This is a genomic window from Ruegeria sp. AL1, from assembly GCF_056540905.1.
The window spans coordinates 176,456-200,499 of the sequence record NZ_JBQFXP010000001.1; the positions used below are offsets into that span (position 1 = coordinate 176,456).

Here is a 24,044-nt window from a genome sequence, read left to right on the forward strand (position 1 = left end):
GCGCCCCCTTAAACCTGCGCCATCGCACTCTGCGTTGGCGTTGACACAATGCCCCCCCCGACCAGAGCCTTGACCCCGGTTGTCCCGGGACAGGAGGTCGGCATACCCCGCGCGACGCGAACCGCAAGGTAGGCAAAAGCCTGCGCCTCCAACATGTCGCCATTCAAACCCACCGCCTCAACCGGCTGGACCGGACATTCCAAAGACACCCTTAACATTTCCATCAAGACCGGGTTGTGGCGCCCTCCACCGGTGACCAGAACGCAGATCGGGGGTTTGGGGCAATGTTCCATCCCCTGCAGCACCCCCGCGGCGCACATCCCTGTCAGGGTTGCGACGGCATCCGCATCTCCGAGCTCTTTCACAAGCCCGATCATCTCCGAGAAATCATTTCTGTCCAGCGACTTCGGCGGCATGCGTGCAAAGAATGGCTCGGCCAGAAACAGCTCCAGCGCGCCGGTCTCGACACTTCCCTCGCGCGCCAGCGCACCGTCCCGGTCCATCGGCAATCCCAAACGGGCCTGAACCAGATCATCAATCGGCGCATTGGCCGGTCCGGTGTCAAAGGCCAGTACGGCCCCGTCCGCCTCTGGCCCTTCAAACGAGGGGTCCACATAGGTCAGGTTTCCCACCCCACCCAGATTGAGAAAACACAACGGTTCTTTGGCACCGAACCACTTGGCGCAGGCGAAGTGGAAAAACGGGGCCAGCGGGGCACCCTCTCCGCCAAGCGCCACATCATCGCTGCGGAAATCCCAGACCACCGGAAGCCCCAGGGCCTGCGACAGGCCGACTCCGTCCCCAACCTGCAACGTCCCTTTCCCGTGCGGATCATGGGCCAGCGTCTGCCCATGAAAGCCGATCAGATCTACATCTTCAAACTCTGACAACACATCCGCATGGGCATGAGTCACAAGCTCCGCCGCTTCATCCACCGGACCGCCGTGCCACAGACCCAAGGCTTGGCGCAGCGCGGTTTTTTCTGCGTCCGAGTAAGGCCTGTACTGCGTATCACCAAACCCAAATATGGACCGGCCATCGGTTTCCACCACTGCCGCATCCACCCCGTCCAGCGACGTGCCCGACATGGTTCCCAAAGCTCTGAGCACTTCGCTGTCTCTGATGGTCCGTCTCAAGCCTGTCTCTCCCGTTTAGCACGTCCGATGTGGATGTGACCTGCGCTGGCTGCACAACCATACAGTGAAACACGTTCAAACTGACCCGAGAACCCAAGACTGCGCAAGGCCCGACTCGCCAATCAGGTTTCGCGCCCTGTAACCAAGCGCCAAGTGTTGCAAGATGGCAAAACCTGGCGCGGCGGGAAACTGTTGCGCGAAAACGGTATCTGGGCAAACATGCCGCCAAAGCCGAACTGCCATGAAACTAAAACTCCACCCGAACATGTGACCACACAGGATAAAAAACCGCATGGTCGCTGAGCAGACCCCAAAAGCACCCAGGAATTCGAACACGTCGGGCGACGATCGCAACTATCAGCTGATTTTCTGGTCTGGCGCGCTTGCAACGATCGGTGGGCAGTTGGTCAATCCACGCCTCGTTTTGCCGTTCCTGTATCTCGCGCTAGGTGCACCCAGTTTCATCGCCGGATTGCTGTTGCCCTTTGTGACCGCCGCGCGCCTGATCGCCGAAATTTTTGTGTCACCCTTCGTCAATCGCATAACCCGGGCCAAACTGGCGGTTTATGTGCCGAACATCTTGACCGGTACAATTCTGGCCATCGTCGCCCTGTTCGCAACCAATCTGTCGCAATTGATGGTGGTTATGCTTTTTCTGACCACCGCCATCATCATGGGCTTATGTCAGGGCATTGCCAGCCTGGGGACCAGTCAAATCTACGGCGTGTCCGTCCCCGAGACCAAACGCAACCGGATGGTCTTTGCGCAGGCTACGGTGTCTGGAATTCTGGCCATCTTCGTGGTCTGGACAACCAAGGACCTGCTGGCCTCGGACCAGCCGATGCAACGCCATATCGTTGTCATGTGGTGCGGCGTGATCGCGATGTTCGCCGCCGGGATCAGTTTCGCCGGTGTTCGTATATTCGAAGAAGAGCGCACCGCACCCCCTGCCCCGACCGCCAAACCAAAACCCATAGCGGAACTGACAACCGGCTTTTACACCGGGATGGGATATCCTTGGTATCGCAGGTTCCTGACCGCGCGGCTGATGTTTGTCTCGGTCGAACTGGCGATGCCGTTTTATACGATCCACGCTGCCACCTTCCACACCGGCACCAAGCATTCCCTGAGCTATTTCGTGATCGCCGCCAGTGCCGGAACAGTGTTGGGCTCGATCATCTGGGGGCGGCTCAGCGATCGCATCTCGGTCAAGCCCGTGATGTGGCTGGGCTGCGTGACCTCTGCTTTCTCGGCGGTTCTGGCGATCGGCTTCACCCTGATGGGCTATGCCACCAATGTCTGGCTATATGCGCTGGTGATCCTGCTTCTGTCATTGGGCGGCAATGGCGTCATCCTGGGTCGCTATCTGTATGTCATTGAGATGACCAAGAAGACTGAACGCCCATACCTCGTGGCCCTCGGGGATGTAAGTGCGGGTCTCGTCGGCATTGTATTCGCCGCAGCCCTTGGAGCGCTGGCGCATCTGCACGATCCGATCACCCCGATTTTCATCCTTGCCATCCTCAACATAGCCGCCATGATCTTTGCTTTTCGCCTGCCTACCCTAGGCCAACCGGCTCCTTCCGAAGCATCATAGGCGCGCCAGGGACCGACGGATAAAAACGCATCTTTTCCTTACCCATCGCGCCGCCTATACAGTGCCCCGCAATATCAACCCAAAGGGCACGCCATGACCTACCACCCCAAATCGGATTTCATCGCCACGATGATCGAGCGCGGCTTCCTCGCCGATTGCACCGATTATCAGGGCCTTGATGAGGCGCTGATCAGCGGGGTGCGGACGGCCTATATCGGTTATGACGCCACCGCGCAGTCGCTGCATGTGGGCCACCTGATGAACATCATGGTGCTGCGCTGGCTGCAAAAGACCGGCCATAAACCGATCACCCTGATGGGCGGCGGCACCACCAAGGTGGGTGACCCTTCGTTCCGCTCGGATGAGCGCCCCCTGCTGGGGCCCGAACAAATCGACGCCAATATCGCCGGAATGCAGAAGGTGTTCGCCAAGTACCTGTCCTATGATGACAGCGACACCGGCGCGCTGATGTTGAACAATGCTGAATGGCTGGACAGCCTCAACTACCTCGATTTCCTGCGCGATATCGGGCGGCATTTCTCGGTCAACCGGATGCTGTCCTTCGAATCCGTGAAATCGCGTCTGGACCGCGAGCAGTCGCTCAGCTTCCTCGAATTCAACTACATGATCCTGCAGGCCTATGACTTCCTAGAGCTGAACCGCCGCTATGGTTGCGTTCTGCAGATGGGCGGCTCGGACCAGTGGGGCAACATCGTCAACGGCATCGACCTGACCCGCCGCGTGCTGGATCAGGAAATCTATGGCCTGACCACGCCGCTGCTGACCACCAGCGATGGCCGCAAGATGGGCAAATCCCAAGGCGGCGCCGTCTGGCTGAACGGCGACATGCTGTCGGCCTATGAGTTCTGGCAGTTCTGGCGCAACACCACCGATGCGGATGTGGGCCGGTTCCTGAAAATCTTCACCGAGTTGCCGGTTGACGAATGCGACCGCATGGCCGCGCTGCAGGGATCCGAGATCAACGAGGCCAAAATCCGTCTCGCAAACGAAGTCACCACCCTGCTGCATGGGGCCGAGGCTGCCGCGACCGCCGAGGCCACCGCGCGCGAGGTGTTCGAGAAAGGCGGCGTGGGCGGAGACCTTCCAACTCTGACGCTGAACGCCGAAGACCTGCCCGCCTCGATCGTGCAGATCATCGTGAAATCAGGTCTGGCGAAATCCGGCAAAGAGGCCAAGCGCCTGATCGCCGAAAACGGCGCACGGCTGGACGACGCGCCCTTGACCGATGCAGGGATGATGATCGACGCGGGCGCTTTGTCCTCGCCAATCAAGCTGAGCGCAGGCAAAAAACGGCACGCTCTGGTGCAGCTGGGTTAACCTCACACTTTTGGATCAAAAGTAACAAAAACGGCCACCCAGACGGGTGGCCGTTTCCACATACTCCAAAGAGTTACGCGGCTGACTCAGCGTTTGGACTTGCCCTTTCCGCCTTTCCCTTTCCCTTTGCCTTTACTCTTCCCCTTACTCTTACTCTTGCCTTTGCTTCTGCTCTTTCCCTTGGCTTTGCTTCCCGATCTTGCGGCTTCTGCTCGGGCTCTTGCAGCCTCGACCGCGGCATTGGCATTCTCACGGGCGGCTTCGGCTCGTGCCCGGGCTTCTGCCGCGCGGGCTTGCCCATCATTCAGACCGCCCGTTTCACCTTCTCCTTCTTCACCACCACCCGTTTCTCCTTCTTCACCGCCACCGGTTTCACCGCCGGTTTCGCCTTCACCGGTTTCACCGCCGGTTTCGCCTTCACCTTCTTCGCCGCCGCCGCCGGTTTCCCCACCGGCTTCGCCTTCGCCTTCTTCGCCGCCGCCGCCGGTTTCACCGCCGGTTTCACCTTCACCTTCTTCTCCGCCGCCGCCGGTTTCGCCTTCGCCGTCTTCGCCGCCACCGGTTTCGCCGCCACCGACATCATCATCGTCTTCGTCGTCAGGTGCGCTCGCATCGGAGCTTTGATCTTCGCCGCGGAAGGTTACGGCACCAGACACAGTTGCTGTCGGCAAATCGGTCAACAGCGAGGCAAGTCCCGGGCATTGCGCCCCGGTGAAACCCAAAACTGCTTCAAAGTCCGATCGCCTCTGCAGCCTCTTCAAAAAGCTCGGGGTGACCTGCGCACAATCGCACAACCCCGCATAATCCCCGGCATTGGCCAACGCCCGCGCCGTTCGTCCGTCACAGACCTCTGGCGCAGCAACCACGCTGCCGGTCATCATTACCCCCAGGACAGGTGCCGCAACAATCGCGCCCAGTGTCCGCTTCGCATTCGTTAACATAACCATATCGGTACCTCCTGAAACTTAAACACGCGCACTCTGCAGATTGTTCATTCACAAAATGCCCACGTTGATGTGATCTCTCAGCCCGAGAGTTCGCAGCCGGTCAAAACCATCAAAAAAGTGGACAGATCCCCATCGATCCGTTTAATGAACGAGTGTTCATATCTGGGGAGGAACCGATCATGCAACTATCCACCACCGCAGCGATCGTCACCGGGGGCGCATCGGGACTGGGCGAGGCTACTGCCCGCCATTTCGCAGACAATGGCGCGCAGGTCACTCTCTTGGACCGGGATGCCGAGCGCGGCCAGCAGGTTGCCTCAGAGATCGGCGGGCATTTTGCCCTCACCGACGTAACGGATGAAAGCTCTGTCGCCGCGGCCATTTCCTTGGCAATGGAACAGATGGGCAAGATCACCGCCGCTGTAAACTGCGCGGGCATTGCCATTGGCGCCAAGACCGTTGGGCGCGAAGGTCCGCACCCGCTAGAGGCCTTCCAGCGGACCATCGACATCAATCTTATCGGTACTTTCAACGTCTCGCGCCTTGCGGCGGTCGAAATGGCAAAGAACGCCCCGGAGCCGGATGGCGCGCGCGGCGTCATCATCAACACCGCCTCTATTGCGGCATTTGACGGGCAAAAGGGTCAATCGGCCTATGCGGCCTCCAAAGGGGGCGTGGTCGGCATGACGCTGCCGATGGCACGTGATCTGGCCTCAACCGGAATCCGGGTGATGGCCATCGCACCCGGGATATTCATGACCCCGATGCTGACAGGTCTGCCGGAAGAGGTGCAGCAGCAGCTCGCCGCCGATGTTCCCAACCCACCGCGTCTGGGCGATCCGCGTGAATACGGGCGGCTGGCCGGGTTCATCGTCGAGATGGGTTACCTGAACGGCGAAGTCATTCGCATCGACGGGGCCTTGCGGATGCGCTAAGCACGGCACATGACCGAGCGGGAGAAGATGGAAGCGGGACAGTGGTATTGCTGTCTGGACGATGAGCTTGAATCATTACGCGCCCAGGCGCGGCGCGCTGTTCATGATCACAATAGCTGCGATCCGGATCGTCGCGGCAGACTGTCTCCGGCGCTTCGGTCTCTGCTTGGCACAGTTGGTGAGGATTGCTTTGTCGAGGCGCCCTTCCACTGCGCCTATGGTCGGAACATTCACCTTGGACACCGCATCTATTTCAACTCGGGCTGCGTGGTTCTGGACACCGCCGCCGTTCGCATCGGCGACGGCACAATGTTCGGGCCGCATGTTCAAATCTATTGCGCCCAGCATGCCAAAGACCCGGTCGAGCGGGCACAGGGGCTCGAGATCGCCCGACCGGTCACCATTGGCGCAAATGTCTGGATTGGCGGCGGCGCGATCATCATGCCCGACGTCACAATCGGCGACCGCGCCATCATCGGCGCGGGCAGCGTCGTGACCAAAGATGTCCCCGTGGGCGAAACGGTTGTGGGCAACCCGGCGCGCGTACTGGCGACGCCATAGCCCCCGTTTCTAAGCGCCGTCAGCCTTTTCTTCCAGCATCAGCCACTCCTCCTCGGCGGCCGAGAGCTTTGCCTGCCGCTCGACCAAAGCTTCGGTCGCCTTTTGGAATTTCACAGGCTCACGCGTGAACAATTCGGGGTCGGACATCAATTCCTCAAGCTTGCCGATCTCGGCTTCAAGGCGCGCGATCTCGGCTGGCAGTTTGTCCAGGCGATGCTTTTCCGAAAAAGACAACCCTTGTTTCTGCGCGCTTTCCTGCTTGACCTTGGGCTTTGAAGCTTTTGATTTCTCCACTTTCTTACCCGCAACCTCACCGCCTTGGGCAATATAATCCGACCACCCGCCCGCATACACGGTGGCGCGGCCATTTCCCTCCATCGCGATGGTCGTGGTGGCGACGCGGTCCAGAAAATCCCGGTCGTGACTGACCAACAAAACCGTGCCGTCGTAATCGTCCAGAAGCTCCTGCAGCAAATCCAGCGTTTCCACATCCAGATCGTTGGTTGGCTCGTCCAACACCAGCAAGTTCGAGCTTTTCGCCATCAGCTTGGCCAGCAACAACCGCGCTTTCTCCCCACCGGACAGCGACTTGACGGCCGCTCTGGCCTGTGCGTCGTCGAACAGAAACTCCTTGAGATAGCCAACAACATGCTTGGGCTGCCCGCCAACCATCACCTGATCAGCCTTGCCGGATACCCGCATCTCGGGGTCACCGGTCAGGCTGTCCCACAGGGTCATCTCCGGATCCAACTGCGCGCGCGACTGATCAAAAACGGCGATTTCGAGATTGGTGCCCAGCGTGACCGACCCTTCATCCGCGCCTTCCTGCCCCAGCAACATCTTCAGCAATGTGGTCTTGCCAACCCCGTTCGGCCCGACAAAGGCCACGCGGTCCTCGCGCTGAACCAGAAGGTCGAAATTGCGCACAATCTGCTGCGCTTCGAAGGCTTTCGACAGGCCGCGGGCCTCGATCACCTTGCGCCCGGATTTTGGTCCCGCCTCCAGCGTCATTGCGGCCGAGCCCTGGCGTTTGATCTGCGCCGCCTTCTCGGCCCGCAACGCCTGCAGCGCCCGTACACGACCCTGATTGCGCTTGCGCCGCGCGCTGATGCCTTCGACCGCCCACTTCGCCTCGGACTTGATCAGACGGTTCAGCTTGTGCCGCTGCTGATCCTCTTCTTCCCAAATCTTGTCACGCCAACTCTCGAATGCGTCGAACCCCTGTTCCTGCCGCCGCACCACGCCGCGATCAATCCACAAGGTTGCCCGCGTCAGCGCCCGCAAAAACGCCCGGTCATGCGAAATCAGAACATAGGCCGCCCGCGTTGCGCCCAATTCCCGCTCCAACCATGCAATCGCTTCAATATCCAGATGGTTGGTCGGCTCGTCCAACAACATCAAATCCGGCGCTTCGGCCATCAGCTTGGCCAAAGCCGCGCGACGCCGCTCCCCGCCCGAGGCCGTTTCAACCGGGCGCGACGGATCGAATTTCAGACCCTCACCTGCCCGCTCGACTTTATACAGCTCGCCTGGTTCCAGGCCGCTGGATGCGTAGTCGCCCAAAGTAGAGAACCCGGCCATCTCCGGGTCCTGCTCCATGTAACCCACGGATTTACCGGGCGGGATAACGATGTCGCCGCGATCCGCCTCGACCAGCCCCGCCATTACCTTCATCAGTGTCGATTTGCCCGATCCGTTCCGCCCGACCAGCGCCACACGGTCGCCCGGCTGCACCACCAGATCCAGCCCCGAAAACACCGGATCGCCCCCGAAAGTCAGGGAAATGCCGGACATCTGCAACAAAGGAATTCTCGCCATGCCCGCCAGCTAAACCGGTGGGCGCAAGGCGTCAACGCCCCTGTTTCACCTTTTCCCAAATACTCAATTCACCCGGCCAAAGCCCGCAGCAACCGTTTCCGTGCCGGGGGAATCGCCTGCACCTCCAGCCCGGTGAACACATGCAGCGTGTTCATGTGTCGGTCCACAACCGCATGGTCGCTGACCCAACCGCCCATCATCAGATAGCTGCGCAACAAAGGCGGCATTCTCAGCATCGCCTTTTTCGCATCCGGCCGCCGACGCAACCGCGCGGCAAACCGAAACACATCCGGAGCCTTGACCCGCGGCAGCCAGCGCTTCGGGGCCAGATGCCGATGTTTGAGCATTGCAAACGCGTCCAGATACTCGGCCGTTTCCGTTCCCGCAAACGACGCACAGCCAAACAACATCTGCACATCATTGCGATCCACATATGCCGTCATCGCACCCCAGGCGACGCGCAGGATATCGGGATCGTTATATGCCGGGTGCACGCAAAACCGGCCCATTTCCACCAAGCGCCCCTCAAATCCCTCAAGTGCGGAAAGATCGTAAAACTGTGCGGAATAACTGCGACCGATCTCTGCGCCCTGATTCATTCTCAGCATGCGAAAGCAGCACACAAGCCGACGCCCGGCGCGGGCGTCTTCGACCAGAATATGCGTGCACACCGGATCGAACGCGTCATGGTCCCTTTCTGCAGTTCCAAACGCCAGCGTTCGCAGACGCTGCGCCGCAACGATATCCCCGGGTGAACAGGCCATACGCGCCCGGTACCGGTCTTGTCCAAACCCTGTCGCCATGGGCGCATCCTCCGGCAGTGCCGAGCCGTTCCCGGTCACACGATCTTTGTCACAATACATGTGACGAACAGGTGACCACCGCAAGCTGTTGCCGGAACTCAGTTCGATACACCCGGAAGATTGCCCGGATTGAAGTTGCCAATATTCCCCAGAAGCTGGCGCAGGAAACCGGTGTTTTGCACCGAGGATTCTGTCACCCGCCGCTCCAGCGGGATCACAATCCCATCCTCAAGCCCGAAACGTTCGATATTCCGGACCACTCCGCCCTGATCGAAACTGATCGCCACCAGTTCGCGGGACACGACTTTTGGCTTTCTCGGGCCGGATCGGCGAATCCGCGACCGGACATAATAAAAACCGGAATCACGGACCACACCTGACGAGCTGGGCGCGCCGACCGCCTCGACCACGCTTTCTCGGGTGTCTACACCGACCTGAATCTCGGCCAGTTCTTCGGGCGTCGGGATATATCCGTGATTCTTGAACACCGGCGAACATGCGCCGATAACCGCCAGACAGACCGCAAGGGCAAGCGTTCTTGACGCCGGTTTCAACCTGTTCACACCCATCACCATTCGCACCCTCTTGCCTTGGCCCCTTGCGGACCCTATCCGATTACATCAAACCGCAGCCCCGGTTCAACACAGGAAAGGGTCACGAATGAGCAACCAGACAGCCCTGCGGGTCGCTGACCTGCCGCAAAACGCGCCAACCGCCTTTGAATTGCGCCCCGATGCAACCGCTATGGGCGCCATCAAGGACGCGTTGGGCCTGTTGGGGCTACGTAAGGTCAGCTTTACCGGAGACGTTCGCGCGCAGGGAAAACGCGACTGGGTTTTGGCCGGAAAACTGGGTGCCACGGTGATTCAGCCCTGCGTCGTGACACTGGAACCGGTCACCACGCGGATCGATGTTGCAGTGGCCCGGACCTATCTGGCGGACTGGTCCGATCCGGACGAAGAAGAGTTCGAAATCCCTCAGGGTGACGAGTCGGAACCGCTGGGGGCGGAAATCGATCCATCTGATGTGATGATCGAGGCCCTGTCACTGGCCCTGCCCCAATATCCACGAAAAGACGGCGCCGCGCTGGAGCAGTCCGACTATACCGAACCGGGCAAACAGGCGCTGACGGACGAGGACGTCAAACCCTTTTCCGGGTTGGCCAGTTTGCGTGATGCAATGAAAAAAGACGAGTGACAGGAGCTGGAATTCCTGTCATAGCACGCCCTCAGAAAAATCGCTTGAACATGACGAGAATCGCAGTATTTTCGCGCGCTCATCGGAATTTGGGTTGGACATTGCGGGGCTCGTCCCCTAAACGCGCGTCAAACCACGAGAAAAACAAAGAATGTAACCCGGTCGGCGGCGAATCTGCTGACCCCAATTAGACAAAGGTTGAGACCATGGCCGTCCAACAGAACAAAGTTTCCAAGTCGCGCCGCAACAATCGCCGCGCGCACGACGCTCTGGTTGCTGCAAACCCGAACGAATGCGCAAACTGCGGTGAACTGAAACGCCCGCACCACGTCTGCGCGTCCTGCGGCCACTATGATGACCGCGAAGTCGTCGCTCAGGCCGACGAAATCGACCTGGACGAAGACGCGGCCTAAGCCTTTCGAAGCGCAGGCCAAGGCATGACGGAACAGCCCTCGCAAACCGGACGGATCACCATCTCGGTTGACGCTATGGGCGGAGATTCGGGGCCCGCTGCTGTTGTGGCGGGCATTGCCAAGTCAGCGGACATAAATCCTGATATCGGATTTGTCCTGCACGGGCCTGAAGAAATGCTGCGCAAACTTGTCGCCAAACGGCGTGTCCTGAACGGGCGCGTCGTTTTTCGTGATTGCCCGGATGTAGTCACGATGGAGGACAAGCCCAGTCAGGTTGTGCGCAACGGCAAGCAGACCTCGATGTGGTCGACGCTGGAATCGGTGCGCCAGGGTGAGGCGCACGGGGCTGTGTCCTGTGGCAATACCGGTGCGCTGATGGCTCTGTCGATGATGCGCCTGCGCAAACTGCCAGGCGTCAACCGTCCGGCCATCGCGATACTGTGGCCTTCGCGCAACCCGCAGGGGTTCAACGTGATGCTTGACGTGGGTGCGGATGTACGCGCCGACGCCAAGGACCTGCTGCAATACGCGCTGATGGGGGCCTCTTACGCACGTAACGGCATGGCTCTGGAACGCCCGCGGATCGGCTTGCTGAACGTGGGCACCGAGGAACACAAGGGCCGCGCCGAGCTCAAGGAAGCGCACACCCTGATCGCGGATTTCGCCGATCAGGCCAGCTTTGACTTTGTCGGCTTTGTCGAAGGCAGCGACATTCCCGGCGACAAAGCAGATGTCATTGTAACTGATGGGTTTACGGGAAATGTCGCCATCAAGACAGGCGAAGGCACTGCCAGCCTGATCGGAGACCTGCTGCGCGAGGCGTTCAAGTATTCCCCCCTGTCACGATTGGCGTCGATCCTTGCGATCACCTCGCTCAACCGCCTGAAAAAGCGCATCGACCCGCGTCGTGTGAATGGCGGGGTCTTCCTTGGCCTCAACGGAACGGTCGTCAAATCGCATGGTGGCGCGGATTCGACCGGTGTGTCGGCTGCTGTCAAACTGGCCTTTACGCTGGCGCAGTCCGGTTTCGCCGAAAAATTGGCGGCACGGGTTGCATCAACAGCCGAGCTTGCACAAGATGCCGCGCATGCACCGCCGACGGCGGGAGAATAACAAAAAAGGCAGTACCCCGAAAATGGCAGGCCGTTCAGTTGTAGTTGGTGTCGGACACTATTTGCCCGAGCGCATTGTTCCGAATTCCGAGTTTGAAAAGACGCTGGATACGACGGATGAGTGGATCCGGACCCGTTCCGGTATCGAGCGCCGCCATATCGCCGCCGAAGACGAGACCACGTCGGACATGGCCACAAAGGCCGCCGAGGCTGCACTGGCAGATGCCGGGCTGACTGCGGATGATATCGACGCCATCGTTCTGGCGACCTCGACCGCTGATCTGACCTTCCCTTCCGCCGCCACCATGGTTCAGTCGCGCCTTGGCATGACCAAGGGGTTCGCCTTTGATGTTCAGGCGGTCTGCGCCGGCTTCGTCTATGCGCTGACCAATGCCAACGCACTGATCCTGTCCGATCAGGTCAAGCGTGTTCTGGTGATCGGGGCCGAGACCTTTTCGCGAATCATGGATTGGACCGACCGATCGACCTGCGTGCTGTTCGGCGATGGCGCAGGCGCGTTGATACTGGAACGGCAGGACGGCGCGGGCACATCCGAGGATCGTGGCATTCTGGCGACCGATCTGAACTCTGATGGTCGCTACAAAGACATGCTCTATGTCGACGGCGGTGTTTCGACCCAGACCACCGGCTACCTACGAATGAAGGGCAATCAACTGTTCCGCCAGGCGGTTGAACGTCTGACCTCAACTGCCGAGGCCAGCTTGGAAAAAGCGGGTTTGACGCATGATGATGTAGACTGGATCGTGCCACATCAGGCCAATATCCGCATTATTCAGGGCACTGCCAAGAAACTCGGGGTTCCCATGGACCATGTTGTCGTCACCCTGCAGGACCATGGTAATACTTCCGCCGCGTCCATCCCACTGGCCCTATCGGTCGCCAAGCAACGCGGGCAGTTTAAACAGGGTGATCTTCTGATTACCGAAGCAATCGGGGGTGGTTTGGCATGGGGTTCGGTCCTCCTGCGGTGGTAACTGGCACAATTCGGCTTACACACCGACCTGCAATTCATTGATATTGACAGCGAATTTGCCCTGCCCCTATGCTCGACCATCAACAGGGGAAAAATAGCATGGGCGACAAAACACTGACCCGAATGGATCTGAGCGAGGCCGTCTTTCGTGAGGTTGGCCTGTCACGCAATGAAAGCGCGCTATTGGTTGAAAGCGTTCTGAACCATATGTCCGACGCGCTGGTGCGTGGCGAGCAGGTGAAGATTTCGTCTTTTGGCACCTTCAGCGTTCGGGACAAGACAGCCCGTATCGGTCGCAACCCCAAGACCGGCGAAGAGGTTCCGATTCAGCCCCGCCGTGTTCTGACCTTCCGTCCGTCGCACCTGATGAAGGATCGCGTCGCCGCAGGAAACCGCAAGTAAGCTCGGGACCAGAAAGACATGAGCAAATCCCCCGACGCCTTTCGCACCATCAGTGAAGTTGCGGATTGGCTTGGTGTTCAAGCTCATGTGCTGCGATTCTGGGAAAGCCGGTTCACGCAGGTCAAACCCGTCAAACGCGCCGGAGGGCGGCGATATTACCGCCCCAACGACATGCGACTGCTGGGTGGGATCAAGAAACTGTTGCACGAGGACGGTATTACTATCAAAGGCGTTCAGCGTATCTTGCGGGAACAGGGCGTGGCCCATGTCGCCTCGCTGTCGCCTTCGTTGAATGATGACGCCCCGACACAAGTTGTCGAGGATGCGGCAGACAATATCGTGGTGCCCTTCACGGCGCAGCCAGCGGCCAGCCAACAGATGGATATGGATCTGGACGCGCCCGTTGATGCCCAGCCTGCGCCGGTCTCTACCCACCCCACGTCAGTCAATCTGGATGAAGCCCCTTTGTTGGGCGGCATCGCTTCTCGGGCCTGGAGCAAGGTCGATTTCGACGACAATTTGCTGCGCCAGATCGCGCCCGTCGCGCAAGAGCTTCGGGCGGTCCTGAACCGAATCGAAACCCGGTCGGCGGGATAAAACAAAAGGCGATGATTTCCTCTTGCCCCTGCCGGGAAAGTCTTTATGAACACTCCAACGTCGGGCTATGGCGCAGCCTGGTAGCGCGTCCGTCTGGGGGACGGAAGGTCGCAGGTTCGAGTCCTGCTAGCCCGACCAAATCACACCGACGTTTAAGGCAGACAGGCCAGATCCCGCTCTGGCATCAGGGGGGATCGGAATGACAGGCGTATGCCCGAACCAGCAGATCGAAGGGATGATTGCGCGCGCCGAAATTATTGGCAGCCCTGACATTCTACCTGCGCAAATCCAACCCGCCAGTCTTGATCTGCGTTTGGGAACAGTGGCTTATCGGGTCCGCGCCTCATTTCTGGCTGGCGAAACCCGATCCGTGGCAGACCGTCTGACAGAGTTTGAGATGCACCGCATCGACATCACAAACGGCGCCGTGCTGGAAAAGGGCTGCGTGTATCTGGTGCCGCTGATGGAATCGCTGGCCCTGCCCGATGACGTCAGCGCCGTCGCCAACGCCAAAAGTTCGACCGGGCGGCTGGACCTGTTGACGCGCACGATCACCGATGGCGGCACCGAGTTTGACCGCGTGCCCGCAGGCTATAGCGGTCCGCTTTATGCCGAGATTTGTCCGCGCTCGTTCTCGGTGCTGGTGCGTCCGGGGATGCGTCTGAACCAGATCCGATTCCGTCAAGGTCAGGCAGTGCTGAGCGACGCGGAACTGACGGCGCTGCACAATGACTCGCCGCTGGTGGACGGAGCTGCCGTCATTCAAGACGGTTTGGGATTTTCAGTTGATTTGCAGCTGCCCGACACCGATCTGGTTGGCTACCGTGCCAAACCCCATACCGGCGTCATCGATCTGGACCGGATCGGCGAATACGACCCGCAGGAATACTGGGAAGAGGTGCACACCACCGAGGGGCGCATCATTCTGGACCCCGGTGCGTTCTACATTCTGGTCAGCCGCGAAGCGGTGCACATCCCGCCCATGTATGCGGCAGAAATGGCCCCCTATCTCGCCATGGTCGGAGAGTTCCGCGTGCATTATGCAGGTTTTTTTGACCCCGGTTTCGGCCATGCTTCCGCCGGAGGCGCCGGGTCACGCGGCGTGCTGGAAGTGCGCTGTCACGAAGCCCCGTTTGTGCTGGAGCATGGACAGGTCGTCGGGCGGTTGGTTTACGAGAGAATGGCCGAGATGCCGACGCAGTTATATGGTGCGGGTATTGCCTCGAACTATCAGGGACAGGGGTTGAAACTGTCCAAACATTTCAAACCGGTTGGTTAAAATTTCATGAACCGGCGCATCTGACGGCTCATCCGCTGCGCCTGTTTCATATTCTGCCGCTGCCGCTGCGCATCCTGCCGAACATGACTGCCAGCGTTCGGGTCGCCGGCGTCCTGCCCCGGTTTGCGCCCCATTCGGCCCGCCATGTCAAAGCCCTTGTCAACGCCTTTATTGACAAGGCGACGCATGACCTGACGCACAATCATATCGATCAGTCGATTGGCATTCATTGCTCGTCTCCGTTTCCTGATCCTCAACATAGAGGTCTCGTGCGGCCATAAAAGGGCGGCGTGATCACTCTTCCTCGAACAGTTCGGTCTGATCCTCGTCTTCCTCGTCCTGCCCATCGCTCAGCGGCACAGCTCCGGGCGGTGGGCGGTTTTCCAATAGCCCGGCAGCGCGCAACTCTTTCAGCCCCGGTAGATCGCGGGCATTTTCCAATCCGAAATGGTCCAGAAACTGCGGTGTGACCACAAAGGTGACCGGCCGGCCCGGTGTCATGCGGCGACGTCCCAACCTGATCCATTCCATATCCAGCAATTGATCAATTGTGCCGCGTGAGACGGACACGCCGCGAATCTCTTCTATCTCGGCCCGTGTGCAGGGTTGATGATAGGCAACGATGGCCAGTGTCTCGATTGCTGCGCGGCTGAGCTTTCGGGTCTCGACTGTTTCCTTCTGCATCAGGAATCCCAGATCGGGCGCGGTGCGAATGGCCCAGGCCTCGCCCACCCGAACCACACGGACGCCCCGCCCCTCATAGCGTTTCTGCAGCATTTCAACAGCTTGCGCCGCGTCGCTGCCATGTGGCATCCGCGCCTCAAGATCAGCGATCAACACCGGCTCGGCGCTGGCGAACAAAACCGCTTCGACCATCCGTTCCTGTTCGGCCATGGGCGGTGCTTCGAACAGGGTGCCGGTGCCTTCGTCCTGGTTGGCGTCAGTCACGGGTTTCAGTCCTTTTTCGCAGATGGATCGGGGCAAAGGTGTCGCTTTGCTTGATCTCCATATGTCCTTCTTTCACCAACTCCAGCGAGGCCGCGAAAGTCGCCGCCGTCGCCGACCGCCTGCGCACCGGGTCGGCGTCCCAGCCATCGGGCAAATAGGTTTCCATATCCGTCCAGGTGCCAGCAAATCCGATCAGAGGCCGCATCCGTTCCAACGCCTGTTCCATGGTAAAGACAGCGTCGCGATCCATCACAAAGGGGCGGAATTCGTCACGTGTCCGGATGCGGGCATAGCCTTGCATCAGGTCCAGCAGGGTGGCGGAATAGTTCACCGTCCGCAGGCGGGTCACGTCCTCGCCCTGTCCGCGTTTGAAAAAGTCGCGCCCCAGCTGATCCCGGGCCATCAGTCGCGCGGCGGCGTCACGCATCGCTTGCAGACGCTCAAGCTGGAACGCCAGATGCGCCGCCAGTTCCTCGCCCGAGGGGCCTTCGTCATCCGGGTCTGGCGGCAACAGCAGGCGGGATTTCAGGAAGGCCAGCCATGCGGCCATCACCAGATAATCCGCCGCCAGTTCAATCCGCAACTGCCGGGCTTTTTCCACAAAAGTCAGATATTGCTGCGCCAGCGCAAGAACCGAGATCTTACGCAAATCGACCTTTTGCGTCCGTGACAAGGTCAGTAGCACGTCCAACGGGCCTTCGAACCCGTCGACGTCAACGATCAGTGCCTCGGCGGCAAGACGGTCAGCAACCGAGACCGGGTCTTCGCTGAAAAGGTTATCCTGCATATACCTGCCCGCCCATTAGGGCAGATAGTTCCGCCTCGGCGGCTGGGATGTCAAGTTCCGCTGGCTTACGGCGCATCGAAAGCGCCTTCTCCGCGCGTTTTTGCGCCTGTGCCGTCATTTCACCGGCGGCGTCCAACACTCGTTTGCGCGCTTCAAACGAACCATTGCAATGCAGAACCACATCGCACCCAGCATCAAGCGCCTGCCGGCCGATCTGTTCTGGCGCACCGGACAGCGCTTTCATCGAAATGTCATCGGTCATGATCAAACCATCAAAGCCGATCTTATCCCGGATCAGACCAATCATTTTGACTGAGATCGTAGCAGGTTGAGGGTCGATTCTGTCATAAACCAGATGGGCCGTCATCCCCATCGGCAGGTCATTCAGTGCCCGGAACGGCGCGAAGTCTTCCTGCTCCAGCGCGTCTTGTGTCAGGTCCACATGCGGCAGGTCGTAATGGCTGTCCAACGTTGACAGACCATGGCCGGGCATATGTTTGAGAACGGGCAGGACTCCGCCATCCAGATGCGCATCAGCAACCGCGCGTCCCAAACCGGAAATCGTTTTTGAATCAGAACCATAACATCGGTTCTTCAGGAAGGCGTGGGTGTCTTCGCGCGCCAGATCGACCATCGGCGCGCAATTGCTGTCGATGCCCAGCTCAAACAATTCCAAGGCGATCAAGCGATAGCGCAGATACATGGCCCGTTCGGCCTGATCCCCGGCCCGCGCGACGTGATCCAGCGGTGGCATCCATTCCCGCGCCAAAGGGGCGCGTAGGCGCTGAACGCGGCCACCTTCCTGATCAATGGTGATCGGGCAGTTGCGCCCGACAGACTCGCGGAAATCATCGCAGAGGGCCCGTACCTGATCCGCGCTTTCGATATTGCGGGCAAACAGAATGAACCCGAACGGGTTCATCTCGCGGAACAGGTGCTTTTCGTCTGACGTCAGGCGCAGACCTTCGGCATCGGTGATCGCAGCGCCGAATGTCACCGCACGGAAACCGGAATACAATCGGCATCCTGGGCCACCAGCGCAGCACAGAACTGGCGGGATTCACTCAGATCATCAAACCCAAGCACGCGCAGACGGTAGAAAGTTCGTCCACCGCTTGAGGTTTTCTGAATAACGCGCTGTTTTCCATTCATATAATCGCCAAATCTGCTGTTCAAACGATCCCATTCGCCGCGCGCGACCTCGGGGCTTTCAAACGCTCCGAGTTGCGCCATACGGGTGCCCTTGGGCAGCGCGTCCGGGTCAACATCCAGACCCACAGCGGCTTTGACGGCGGCATTGATTGCGTCTTCGGTTTGGCTGTTTGGTGTGACGCCGCTGGGCGTCTTGCGCGCCGGGCGGACAATCGGCCGCAGCGACCGGCGTACCCCGGGCAGCGCGGCGATTTTGGGATCGGGCAATTGCGCCGCAAGATCAGCGGGATCAATCGCGGGTTCATCGTCGAGAGTGGTCAGCGCAGCAAGCTGGACGCCCGGAGCCTGTCCTTCGTCCGGTTTGTCCGCCTCGGTGGCCAGCTCGGCCACCAGAGCATCAACGATCCCTTGACGCAGCTTTGCCGCATCCTGTGTTGAGATTTCCTCCTCAACCTTATGCACTGCAGGCGTCGGCTTGAGGTTTTCGATCGGCGTGTCTTCGTCGGCCAGAGACACCGGGCGCGGTGCCAGGATCAGGCGATCCGCCGGAGGGGCCGCCGAACCAACCGCAGCCACCGCGTTCACTGCCAGTCCCTGATGGTCCGCCGGAGTGCCGCCGGGGCTTTCCGGCTGTATGCGCATCGGGCCTTCGACCGCTCGAACGACCGGCACGCCGCTGACATCTCGAACGACCAGCTTGTATCCCCAAACACCGATGCCCGCGACCAGCGCCAGCGACGCAACGGCGCCCAGCGCGTTGACAATACGTCCCAGACCTGCCCCGCGCGGAGCCGTCTCATAGTGCTGCGTATCACCGGAATAGTCGTACCCATCCTGAGGATCGGGTTGATTCGTGTAATGCATCTGCTCGGGACGCATTTGCCCCGAGTAATCGTAACGTGCCATATCCGCCTCACCGCCCGATTGCGCCTTAAAACGTGGCGCGCGGGTCATTTCTTGCCTACCTCGTACCGGCGGTTCGGGCGATATTGATTATCGCATCTCCTGCGCCGGGGTAACGCCAAGAATACCCAGGCCCGCTGAAATCACAACAGAAACAGCCCGGGCCAGTGCGATTTTCGACTGGCTTGTGGCAACATCGCCATCCTGAATGAACCGAAGCTGGGTTTCATCATTGCCCTTGTTCCAGAGCGCGTGGAAATCCCCTGCCAATTCATAGAGATAGAAGGCAACGCGGTGCGGCTCGTTCGTGCGGGCGGCGACCTCGACCAGACGTGGCCATTCGGCCAGTTTCTTGGCGACGGTCAGTTCCGAGGCATGGTCGTTCTTGCTCAGATCGGCCGCCACGAGCGCTGCGTCATCAGCCGCAATCCCGGCCTCGGCAGCACGGCGCAGCACACTCATAACGCGGGCATGGGCGTATTGAACGTAGAACACGGGGTTCTCGCGGCTTTGTTCCAGCACCTTGTCGAAATCGAAGTCCAAAGGCGCGTCGTTCTTGCGGGTCAGCATGACGAAACGGGTCACATCAGGGCCAACCTGATCAACCACATCGCGCAGGGTAACAAAGTTCCCGGCCCGCTTGGACATCTTGAACGGCTCACCATTCTTCCAAAGCTTCACCAACTGGGTCAGCTTGATATCCAGCGGCACCTTGCCATCGGACAGGGCCGAAACGGCGGCTTTCATCCGCTTGACGTAACCGCCATGATCCGCCCCAAACACGTCGATCAGCGCGTCAAAGCCACGGGTCACCTTGTCATAGTGATAGGCGATATCCGGTGCGAAATAGGTCCATGAGCCATCCGATTTCTTCACCGGGCGGTCCACGTCATCGCCATGTTCGGTCGATTTGAACAAGGTCTGCTCGCGCGGTTCCCAATCTTCGGGCTTCTTACCTTTGGGCGGCTCCAGCACGCCTTCATAGATCAGGCCCTTGTCGGTCAGGGACTGCAGCGCAGCCTCAATCCGGCCAGTGCCGTAAAGCGATTTTTCCGAGAAGAACACGTCCATCTCGACACCCAGCGCCTTCAGGTCGGCGCGGATCAGGTCCATCATCGCGTCGGTGGCGAAGCTGCGCAGATCTTCCAGCCATTCGCTCTCTGGCTTGTCGATCAGGCTGTCACCATATTTCTCTTTCAGCGCCTCGCCAATCGGGATCAGGTAGTCACCGGGATAAAGGCCCTCGGCAATCTCGGGGCTGAGGCCATTGGCCTCGCGATACCGTTCATAGGCCGAGCGTGCCAGCACATCCACCTGCGCGCCGCCATCGTTGATGTAATACTCGCGGGTCACGTCATGGCCCGAATAGGCCAAGAGGCTTGCCAAGGCATCGCCGAACACCGCCCCCCGCGTATGGCCCACATGCAGCGGGCCGGTGGGGTTGGCCGAAACATATTCCACGTTGACCTTCTGCCCATGACCCATGGTCGAGCGGCCATAGTCGGTGCCCGCTTCAAGCACCGCTGCCAGAACACCCTGCCAGACAGACGGCGCAAGACGCAGGTTCAGGAATCCTGGCCCGGCGACCTCGGCACTGGTGATACGCTCATCCGCCGCCAGTTTCCCGGCCAGCACGTCGGCAATATCGCGCGGCTTCATCTTAGCCGGCTTCGCCAGCACCATCGCCGCATTGGTCGCCATGTCGCCATGCGCGGCATCGCGTGGCGGCTCAACCGCCACGTTGCCAAAGCTCAGCCCCTCTGGCAGCGCGCCTTCGGATTGCATCTGCGTCAGCGCGTCCAGCACCAGAGCGCGGATCTCGGAAAACAGGTTCATTTCGAATGTCCTTTTGCTTGCCGCGGGGTTTACCACGCAAAGCGCCAAGGTCAATGGACGCCTAATATTTGCGCTTGGTTTGGCGCGCAGTCCGGATAGTCTCGGGCCAAACCGTACCAACCGGAGACTGCCCATGCGCCGCGCCCTGCCCCTTGCCCTGCTTCTCAGCACCACCCTGCCCGTCTGGGCCGAGATGCCCGCCCCCGAAGGCCATGTCATCCTGACGCTGGGCGGTGCTGTCGGTGAAACCAACCTGCCCGCGCGCGGGGCGGATGATGGCGGGTTGCTGGGCTATCTCGAAGTCACGCATGACGGTGCGGCAGGCTTTGACGCCGCCATGCTCGACGGCCTGCCGCAGATCGAGATCACCATTCCATACGGCCCACCCGACAAGCAACGCGACTATGCTTTCTCGGGCCCGTTGCTGTCTTCGGTGATGGCCATGGCCGGGGCCGAAGGCAAATCGGCCCTGCCCATGGCGCTGGACGGCTATCAGGCCGAGATCCCGTGGCAGAGCATCGAGACCCACCAACCCATCGTCGCCACCCACGCGGATGGCGCTCCGATGGGCATCGGTGGCTATGGCCCCACGATGATCGTTTTCCCCCCCACCGAGGACGCAGATCTCGCCCGGACACAGGCCGGGCAACAGGTCTGGGCGATTGCCTATATCGCGATCGAGTGATCGCCGGTCAGCCGGGCATGATCCTGCAACGCAAACCTGTCGGTCATGCCTGCGATATAGTCTGAAACAATGCGCGCCAGCGCGGTCTCATCGGGTGCGGCTTCGATATCGCCGTGCCAGTGACCGGGCATTTGCTTGGGATCACTCATGTAAATCGGGAACAGGTCCTCGACCACCTTGCTGACCTCGGCGCGCACCTTCATCACGCTGGGCGCGCGGTACATACGTGAGAACAGAAAGGCGCGGATTTGTTTGAGCTGCGCCCAAAGCCCGTCCGAGAACCGAATAACAGGATAGCCCAGATGCCTGATCTCCTCGACCGACCGCGCGCCTGAATCGGCGATCAGATCGCGTGAGGTGTCGATGACATCCGAGACCATGACACCGAACACCCGCCGCAAAGCCTCATGCCGGCGGCGATACGGGTCAAGCCCCGGATATCTGGCGTCGACCTGCGCATAACAGGCATCGAGAATGGGAAGCTGCTGAATGTCATCGTCGCTGAACAGACCGGCGCGCAGACCGTCGAACAAGTCGTGATTGTTATAGGCAATATCGTCCGACAGCGCGGCCACCTGTGCCTCGGCGCTGGCATGGGTATGAAGCTCCAAATCAAAGCTCTGATTGCACGCGGCCAGCGCCCAGGGCAAATCGCCCGTCACCGGACCGTTATGCTTGGCGATCCCTTCCAGACATTCCCAGGTGAGATTACAACCGTCAAACTCTGCATAGTGACGCTCCAGCCGGGTCACGATCCGAATGGCCTGCGCATTGTGATCGAACCCGCCATAGGGCTGCATCAAAGCGTGCAGCGCATCCTCACCCGTATGACCAAAGGGCGTATGACCCAGATCATGCGCCAGCGCCACCGCCTCGGTCAGTTCCGGGTTCAGGTTCAGGGCACCTGCAATCGTGCGCGCCACTTGCGCCACTTCAATCGAATGGGTCAGACGCGTGCGATAGCTGTCACCCTCATGCTCAACAAACACCTGCGTTTTGTGCTTGAGCCGCCGAAACGCGCTGGCATGGATGATCCTGTCGCGATCGCGCTGAAAACATGACCGAAAGCTGCTCTCTTCTTCCGGGACCAACCGCCCGCGTGCGTGCTCCGGATCGGAGGCAAAACCCGCTCTGTTCAAAGGTCTTATCCTTGTCGCCTGTCGTCGGGTTTCATATATTGTAGCCAATTGAGGAAATAAACCTTTGGAGCCCGGCATGAATCTGCCTCCAACAGTTACCGAACGCGCCTTTGATCGTTTGGCCGAAATCGGCGCAGCGGATCAGGGTCAAGCCTTGCGTGTTGCCGTGGAAGGCGGCGGATGTTCCGGTTTTCAATATGAAATCGCACTGGACACTCCCAAAGAAGACGACATTGTCCTTGAGGGCAAAGGCGAAAAAGTGATTGTCGACGCGATTTCGCTGCCGTTTCTGGAAAATGCGGTGATCGACTTCACGCAGGAACTGATCGGCGCACGCTTTGTGATCGAAAACCCGAACGCCACCTCATCCTGCGGCTGTGGCACATCGTTTTCGATGTGAACGCATGCGGGGGCTTTGCCCCCACACCCCCAGGATATTTTCAGCCAGATGAAGAGGGATCCGCTCTCTGACCCGAAGGCCAGAGAACTTCACCTGGCGCGGTCATCGGCGTCCCCGCCTGTACCGCCATAAAACTCTACGTATAGACTGGTTAAGAATCCGTTGCTTCATCTGGCTAAAAATATCCCGGAGCGCGAGGCAGTGCCTCGCAACCCAGGTCGGCCACTTGCCGCTCGGGCGTTTCTGCGCGATAGGTTGCCGCAAGCATCGGAGGATCGCGCATGAAAATCGCCACTTTCAATATCAACGGCATCAAAGCGCGGGCCGAAGCCCTGCCCCGATGGCTGGATGAGGCGCAACCGGATGTAGTTCTGTTACAAGAAATCAAATCAGTGGACGAGAACTTCCCCAGCGAGATTTTTGAGGCGCGCGGGTATAATGTAGAAACCCATGGTCAAAAAAGCTTCAACGGTGTTGCGATCCTGTCAAAGCTGCCGCTTGAAGATGTCTCGCGCGGCTTGCCCGGTGACACTGACGACGAACAGGCCCGCTGGATTGAAGCCACCGTGGTCGGAACGCAGGCGCTTCGGATTTGTGGATTGTATCTTCCCAATGGCAATCCCGTCCCGGGGCCGAAATATGACTATAAGCTCGCCTGGATGGAGCGGCTTTATCATCGGGCGCAGGACCTGATGGCCGCCGAGGGACCCGCTTTGATGGCAGGGGACTACAACATCATCCCGCAAGCCGAGGATGCTGCCCGGCCGAATGCGTGGCGAGAGGACGCGCTGTTTCGTCCAGAAAGCCGGGCAGCATTCCGAAAGATCCTGAATCTCGGGTTCACCGAAGCGTTTCGGGCGCGCACCCAAGGGCCAGGTCACTATTCATTTTGGGACTATCAGGCCGGAGCCTGGAACAAGAATGACGGAATTCGCATTGACCACTTCCTTCTGACGCCGCAGGCCGCTGATCTGATGCGCGATTGCCAAATTGACTCGGAAATTCGTGGGCACGAAAAGCCCTCGGATCATGTTCCGGTTTGGGTTGACCTCGATCTTTAATGGC

At 59.7% G+C, this 24,044-nt stretch carries 26 protein-coding genes and 1 tRNA gene; 15 read left to right on the forward strand and 12 right to left on the reverse strand.

Translation table 11 applies throughout. The annotated features are described in order from the left end of the window. Positions 1 to 8 precede the first annotated feature (8 nt). On the reverse strand, positions 9 to 1,088 hold the full coding sequence (locus ACRZ9X_RS00875) for an anhydro-N-acetylmuramic acid kinase (RefSeq protein ID WP_480515888.1): 1,080 nt from the start codon (positions 1,086 to 1,088) through the stop codon (positions 9 to 11). 340 nt (positions 1,089 to 1,428) lie between these two features. Between ACRZ9X_RS00875 and ACRZ9X_RS00880 the strand changes: the two genes are divergently transcribed. Both ACRZ9X_RS00880 and tyrS read left to right on the forward strand, forming a co-directional pair. Then, positions 1,429 to 2,733 (forward strand): MFS transporter, encoded by a 1,305-nt coding sequence (locus ACRZ9X_RS00880; RefSeq protein ID WP_480515266.1) that lies wholly within the window; start codon positions 1,429 to 1,431, stop codon positions 2,731 to 2,733. A 93-nt stretch (positions 2,734 to 2,826) separates the two neighbouring features. Continuing rightward, positions 2,827 to 4,071: a tyrosine--tRNA ligase gene (gene tyrS, locus ACRZ9X_RS00885; protein WP_480515268.1), complete on the forward strand. Its 1,245-nt coding sequence runs from the start codon at positions 2,827 to 2,829 to the stop codon at positions 4,069 to 4,071. Between the two features lie 86 nt (positions 4,072 to 4,157). On the opposite strand, the gene ACRZ9X_RS00890 is transcribed toward tyrS, so the two are convergent. Beyond that, positions 4,158 to 5,018: a hypothetical protein gene (locus tag ACRZ9X_RS00890; RefSeq protein WP_480515270.1), complete on the reverse strand. Its 861-nt coding sequence runs from the start codon at positions 5,016 to 5,018 to the stop codon at positions 4,158 to 4,160. 179 nt (positions 5,019 to 5,197) lie between these two features. Here ACRZ9X_RS00890 and ACRZ9X_RS00895 point away from each other — a divergent pair, with 179 nt between their 5' ends. Then, positions 5,198 to 5,953 (forward strand): 3-hydroxyacyl-CoA dehydrogenase, encoded by a 756-nt coding sequence (locus tag ACRZ9X_RS00895; protein ID WP_480515271.1) that lies wholly within the window; start codon positions 5,198 to 5,200, stop codon positions 5,951 to 5,953. 9 nt (positions 5,954 to 5,962) lie between these two features. Next, positions 5,963 to 6,514 (forward strand): sugar O-acetyltransferase, encoded by a 552-nt coding sequence (locus tag ACRZ9X_RS00900; protein WP_480515273.1) that lies wholly within the window; start codon positions 5,963 to 5,965, stop codon positions 6,512 to 6,514. Between the two features lie 9 nt (positions 6,515 to 6,523). Here ACRZ9X_RS00900 and ACRZ9X_RS00905 read toward each other — a convergent pair whose 3' ends face one another. The 3 genes from ACRZ9X_RS00905 to ACRZ9X_RS00915 all read right to left on the reverse strand — a co-directional run bounded on the left by ACRZ9X_RS00905 (position 6,524) and on the right by ACRZ9X_RS00915 (position 9,710). Further along, complete coding sequence (locus tag ACRZ9X_RS00905; protein WP_480515275.1) at positions 6,524 to 8,332, reverse strand: ABC-F family ATP-binding cassette domain-containing protein; 1,809 nt, start codon at positions 8,330 to 8,332, stop codon at positions 6,524 to 6,526. Between the two features lie 68 nt (positions 8,333 to 8,400). Beyond that, a complete protein-coding gene (locus tag ACRZ9X_RS00910) occupies positions 8,401 to 9,135 on the reverse strand; it encodes a GNAT family N-acetyltransferase (RefSeq protein ID WP_480515276.1) in 735 nt (244 codons plus the stop codon). Positions 9,136 to 9,233: 98 nt separating this feature from the next. After that, positions 9,234 to 9,710 (reverse strand): outer membrane protein assembly factor BamE, encoded by a 477-nt coding sequence (locus ACRZ9X_RS00915; RefSeq protein ID WP_480515278.1) that lies wholly within the window; start codon positions 9,708 to 9,710, stop codon positions 9,234 to 9,236. Between the two features lie 85 nt (positions 9,711 to 9,795). On the opposite strand from ACRZ9X_RS00915, the gene ACRZ9X_RS00920 reads away from it, so the two are divergent. From ACRZ9X_RS00920 to ACRZ9X_RS00955, 8 genes are all read left to right on the forward strand, one after another. Continuing rightward, a complete protein-coding gene (locus tag ACRZ9X_RS00920; protein ID WP_480515280.1) occupies positions 9,796 to 10,332 on the forward strand; it encodes a YceD family protein in 537 nt (178 codons plus the stop codon). A 206-nt stretch (positions 10,333 to 10,538) separates the two neighbouring features. Then, complete coding sequence (rpmF, locus tag ACRZ9X_RS00925) at positions 10,539 to 10,745, forward strand: 50S ribosomal protein L32 (protein ID WP_037316137.1); 207 nt, start codon at positions 10,539 to 10,541, stop codon at positions 10,743 to 10,745. A gap of 24 nt (positions 10,746 to 10,769) precedes the next feature. Further along, positions 10,770 to 11,858 carry a phosphate acyltransferase PlsX gene (gene plsX, locus ACRZ9X_RS00930; RefSeq protein WP_480515282.1) on the forward strand — a complete coding sequence of 363 codons (1,089 nt, stop codon included), beginning with the start codon at positions 10,770 to 10,772 and terminating at the stop codon, positions 11,856 to 11,858. 22 nt (positions 11,859 to 11,880) lie between these two features. Further along, a complete protein-coding gene (locus tag ACRZ9X_RS00935) occupies positions 11,881 to 12,852 on the forward strand; it encodes a beta-ketoacyl-ACP synthase III (protein ID WP_480515284.1) in 972 nt (323 codons plus the stop codon). Between the two features lie 98 nt (positions 12,853 to 12,950). Beyond that, positions 12,951 to 13,253: an integration host factor subunit alpha gene (gene ihfA, locus ACRZ9X_RS00940; RefSeq protein ID WP_480515285.1), complete on the forward strand. Its 303-nt coding sequence runs from the start codon at positions 12,951 to 12,953 to the stop codon at positions 13,251 to 13,253. 18 nt (positions 13,254 to 13,271) lie between these two features. Beyond that, positions 13,272 to 13,850 carry a MerR family transcriptional regulator gene (locus ACRZ9X_RS00945; protein WP_480515287.1) on the forward strand — a complete coding sequence of 193 codons (579 nt, stop codon included), beginning with the start codon at positions 13,272 to 13,274 and terminating at the stop codon, positions 13,848 to 13,850. A 61-nt stretch (positions 13,851 to 13,911) separates the two neighbouring features. After that, a tRNA-Pro gene (locus ACRZ9X_RS00950) sits at positions 13,912 to 13,988 on the forward strand. 61 nt (positions 13,989 to 14,049) lie between these two features. Next, positions 14,050 to 15,129: a 2'-deoxycytidine 5'-triphosphate deaminase gene (locus ACRZ9X_RS00955; RefSeq protein ID WP_480515289.1), complete on the forward strand. Its 1,080-nt coding sequence runs from the start codon at positions 14,050 to 14,052 to the stop codon at positions 15,127 to 15,129. Here the strand turns inward: ACRZ9X_RS00955 and ACRZ9X_RS00960 are convergent. From ACRZ9X_RS00960 to argS, 6 genes are all read right to left on the reverse strand, one after another. Further along, positions 15,126 to 15,359 carry a hypothetical protein gene (locus ACRZ9X_RS00960; protein WP_480515291.1) on the reverse strand — a complete coding sequence of 78 codons (234 nt, stop codon included), beginning with the start codon at positions 15,357 to 15,359 and terminating at the stop codon, positions 15,126 to 15,128. The two genes, ACRZ9X_RS00955 and ACRZ9X_RS00960, sit on opposite strands and share 4 nt — an antisense overlap. Before the next feature lie 64 nt (positions 15,360 to 15,423). Further along, on the reverse strand, positions 15,424 to 16,077 hold the full coding sequence (scpB, locus tag ACRZ9X_RS00965) for an SMC-Scp complex subunit ScpB (protein ID WP_480515293.1): 654 nt from the start codon (positions 16,075 to 16,077) through the stop codon (positions 15,424 to 15,426). Beyond that, entirely contained in the window at positions 16,070 to 16,864 is a 795-nt protein-coding gene (locus ACRZ9X_RS00970) for a segregation and condensation protein A (protein WP_480515295.1), read from the reverse strand. The genes scpB and ACRZ9X_RS00970 overlap by 8 nt, the downstream gene beginning before the upstream one ends. Further along, the gene (nagZ, locus tag ACRZ9X_RS00975; RefSeq protein ID WP_480515889.1) at positions 16,854 to 17,861 is read right to left on the reverse strand and encodes a beta-N-acetylhexosaminidase; all 1,008 of its coding nucleotides are present in this window, start codon (positions 17,859 to 17,861) and stop codon (positions 16,854 to 16,856) included. The genes ACRZ9X_RS00970 and nagZ overlap by 11 nt, the downstream gene beginning before the upstream one ends. After that, the gene (locus ACRZ9X_RS00980; protein WP_480515297.1) at positions 17,858 to 18,970 is read right to left on the reverse strand and encodes an SPOR domain-containing protein; all 1,113 of its coding nucleotides are present in this window, start codon (positions 18,968 to 18,970) and stop codon (positions 17,858 to 17,860) included. The genes nagZ and ACRZ9X_RS00980 overlap by 4 nt, the downstream gene beginning before the upstream one ends. Before the next feature lie 39 nt (positions 18,971 to 19,009). Next, positions 19,010 to 20,755, reverse strand: a complete 1,746-nt coding sequence (gene argS / locus ACRZ9X_RS00985) for an arginine--tRNA ligase (protein ID WP_480515299.1) — start codon at positions 20,753 to 20,755, stop codon at positions 19,010 to 19,012. 133 nt (positions 20,756 to 20,888) lie between these two features. On the opposite strand from argS, the gene ACRZ9X_RS00990 reads away from it, so the two are divergent. Continuing rightward, on the forward strand, positions 20,889 to 21,440 hold the full coding sequence (locus tag ACRZ9X_RS00990) for a putative pterin-binding protein (protein ID WP_480515301.1): 552 nt from the start codon (positions 20,889 to 20,891) through the stop codon (positions 21,438 to 21,440). Here ACRZ9X_RS00990 and ACRZ9X_RS00995 read toward each other — a convergent pair. After that, the gene (locus ACRZ9X_RS00995) at positions 21,422 to 22,579 is read right to left on the reverse strand and encodes a deoxyguanosinetriphosphate triphosphohydrolase (protein ID WP_480515303.1); all 1,158 of its coding nucleotides are present in this window, start codon (positions 22,577 to 22,579) and stop codon (positions 21,422 to 21,424) included. The two genes, ACRZ9X_RS00990 and ACRZ9X_RS00995, sit on opposite strands and share 19 nt — an antisense overlap. A 76-nt stretch (positions 22,580 to 22,655) precedes the next feature. Between ACRZ9X_RS00995 and ACRZ9X_RS01000 the strand changes: the two genes are divergently transcribed. Then, on the forward strand, positions 22,656 to 22,979 hold the full coding sequence (locus ACRZ9X_RS01000) for a HesB/IscA family protein (protein WP_480515305.1): 324 nt from the start codon (positions 22,656 to 22,658) through the stop codon (positions 22,977 to 22,979). A gap of 281 nt (positions 22,980 to 23,260) precedes the next feature. Further along, complete coding sequence (gene xth / locus ACRZ9X_RS01005) at positions 23,261 to 24,040, forward strand: exodeoxyribonuclease III (RefSeq protein WP_480515307.1); 780 nt, start codon at positions 23,261 to 23,263, stop codon at positions 24,038 to 24,040. The last annotated feature ends 4 nt before the right edge of the window (positions 24,041 to 24,044 follow it).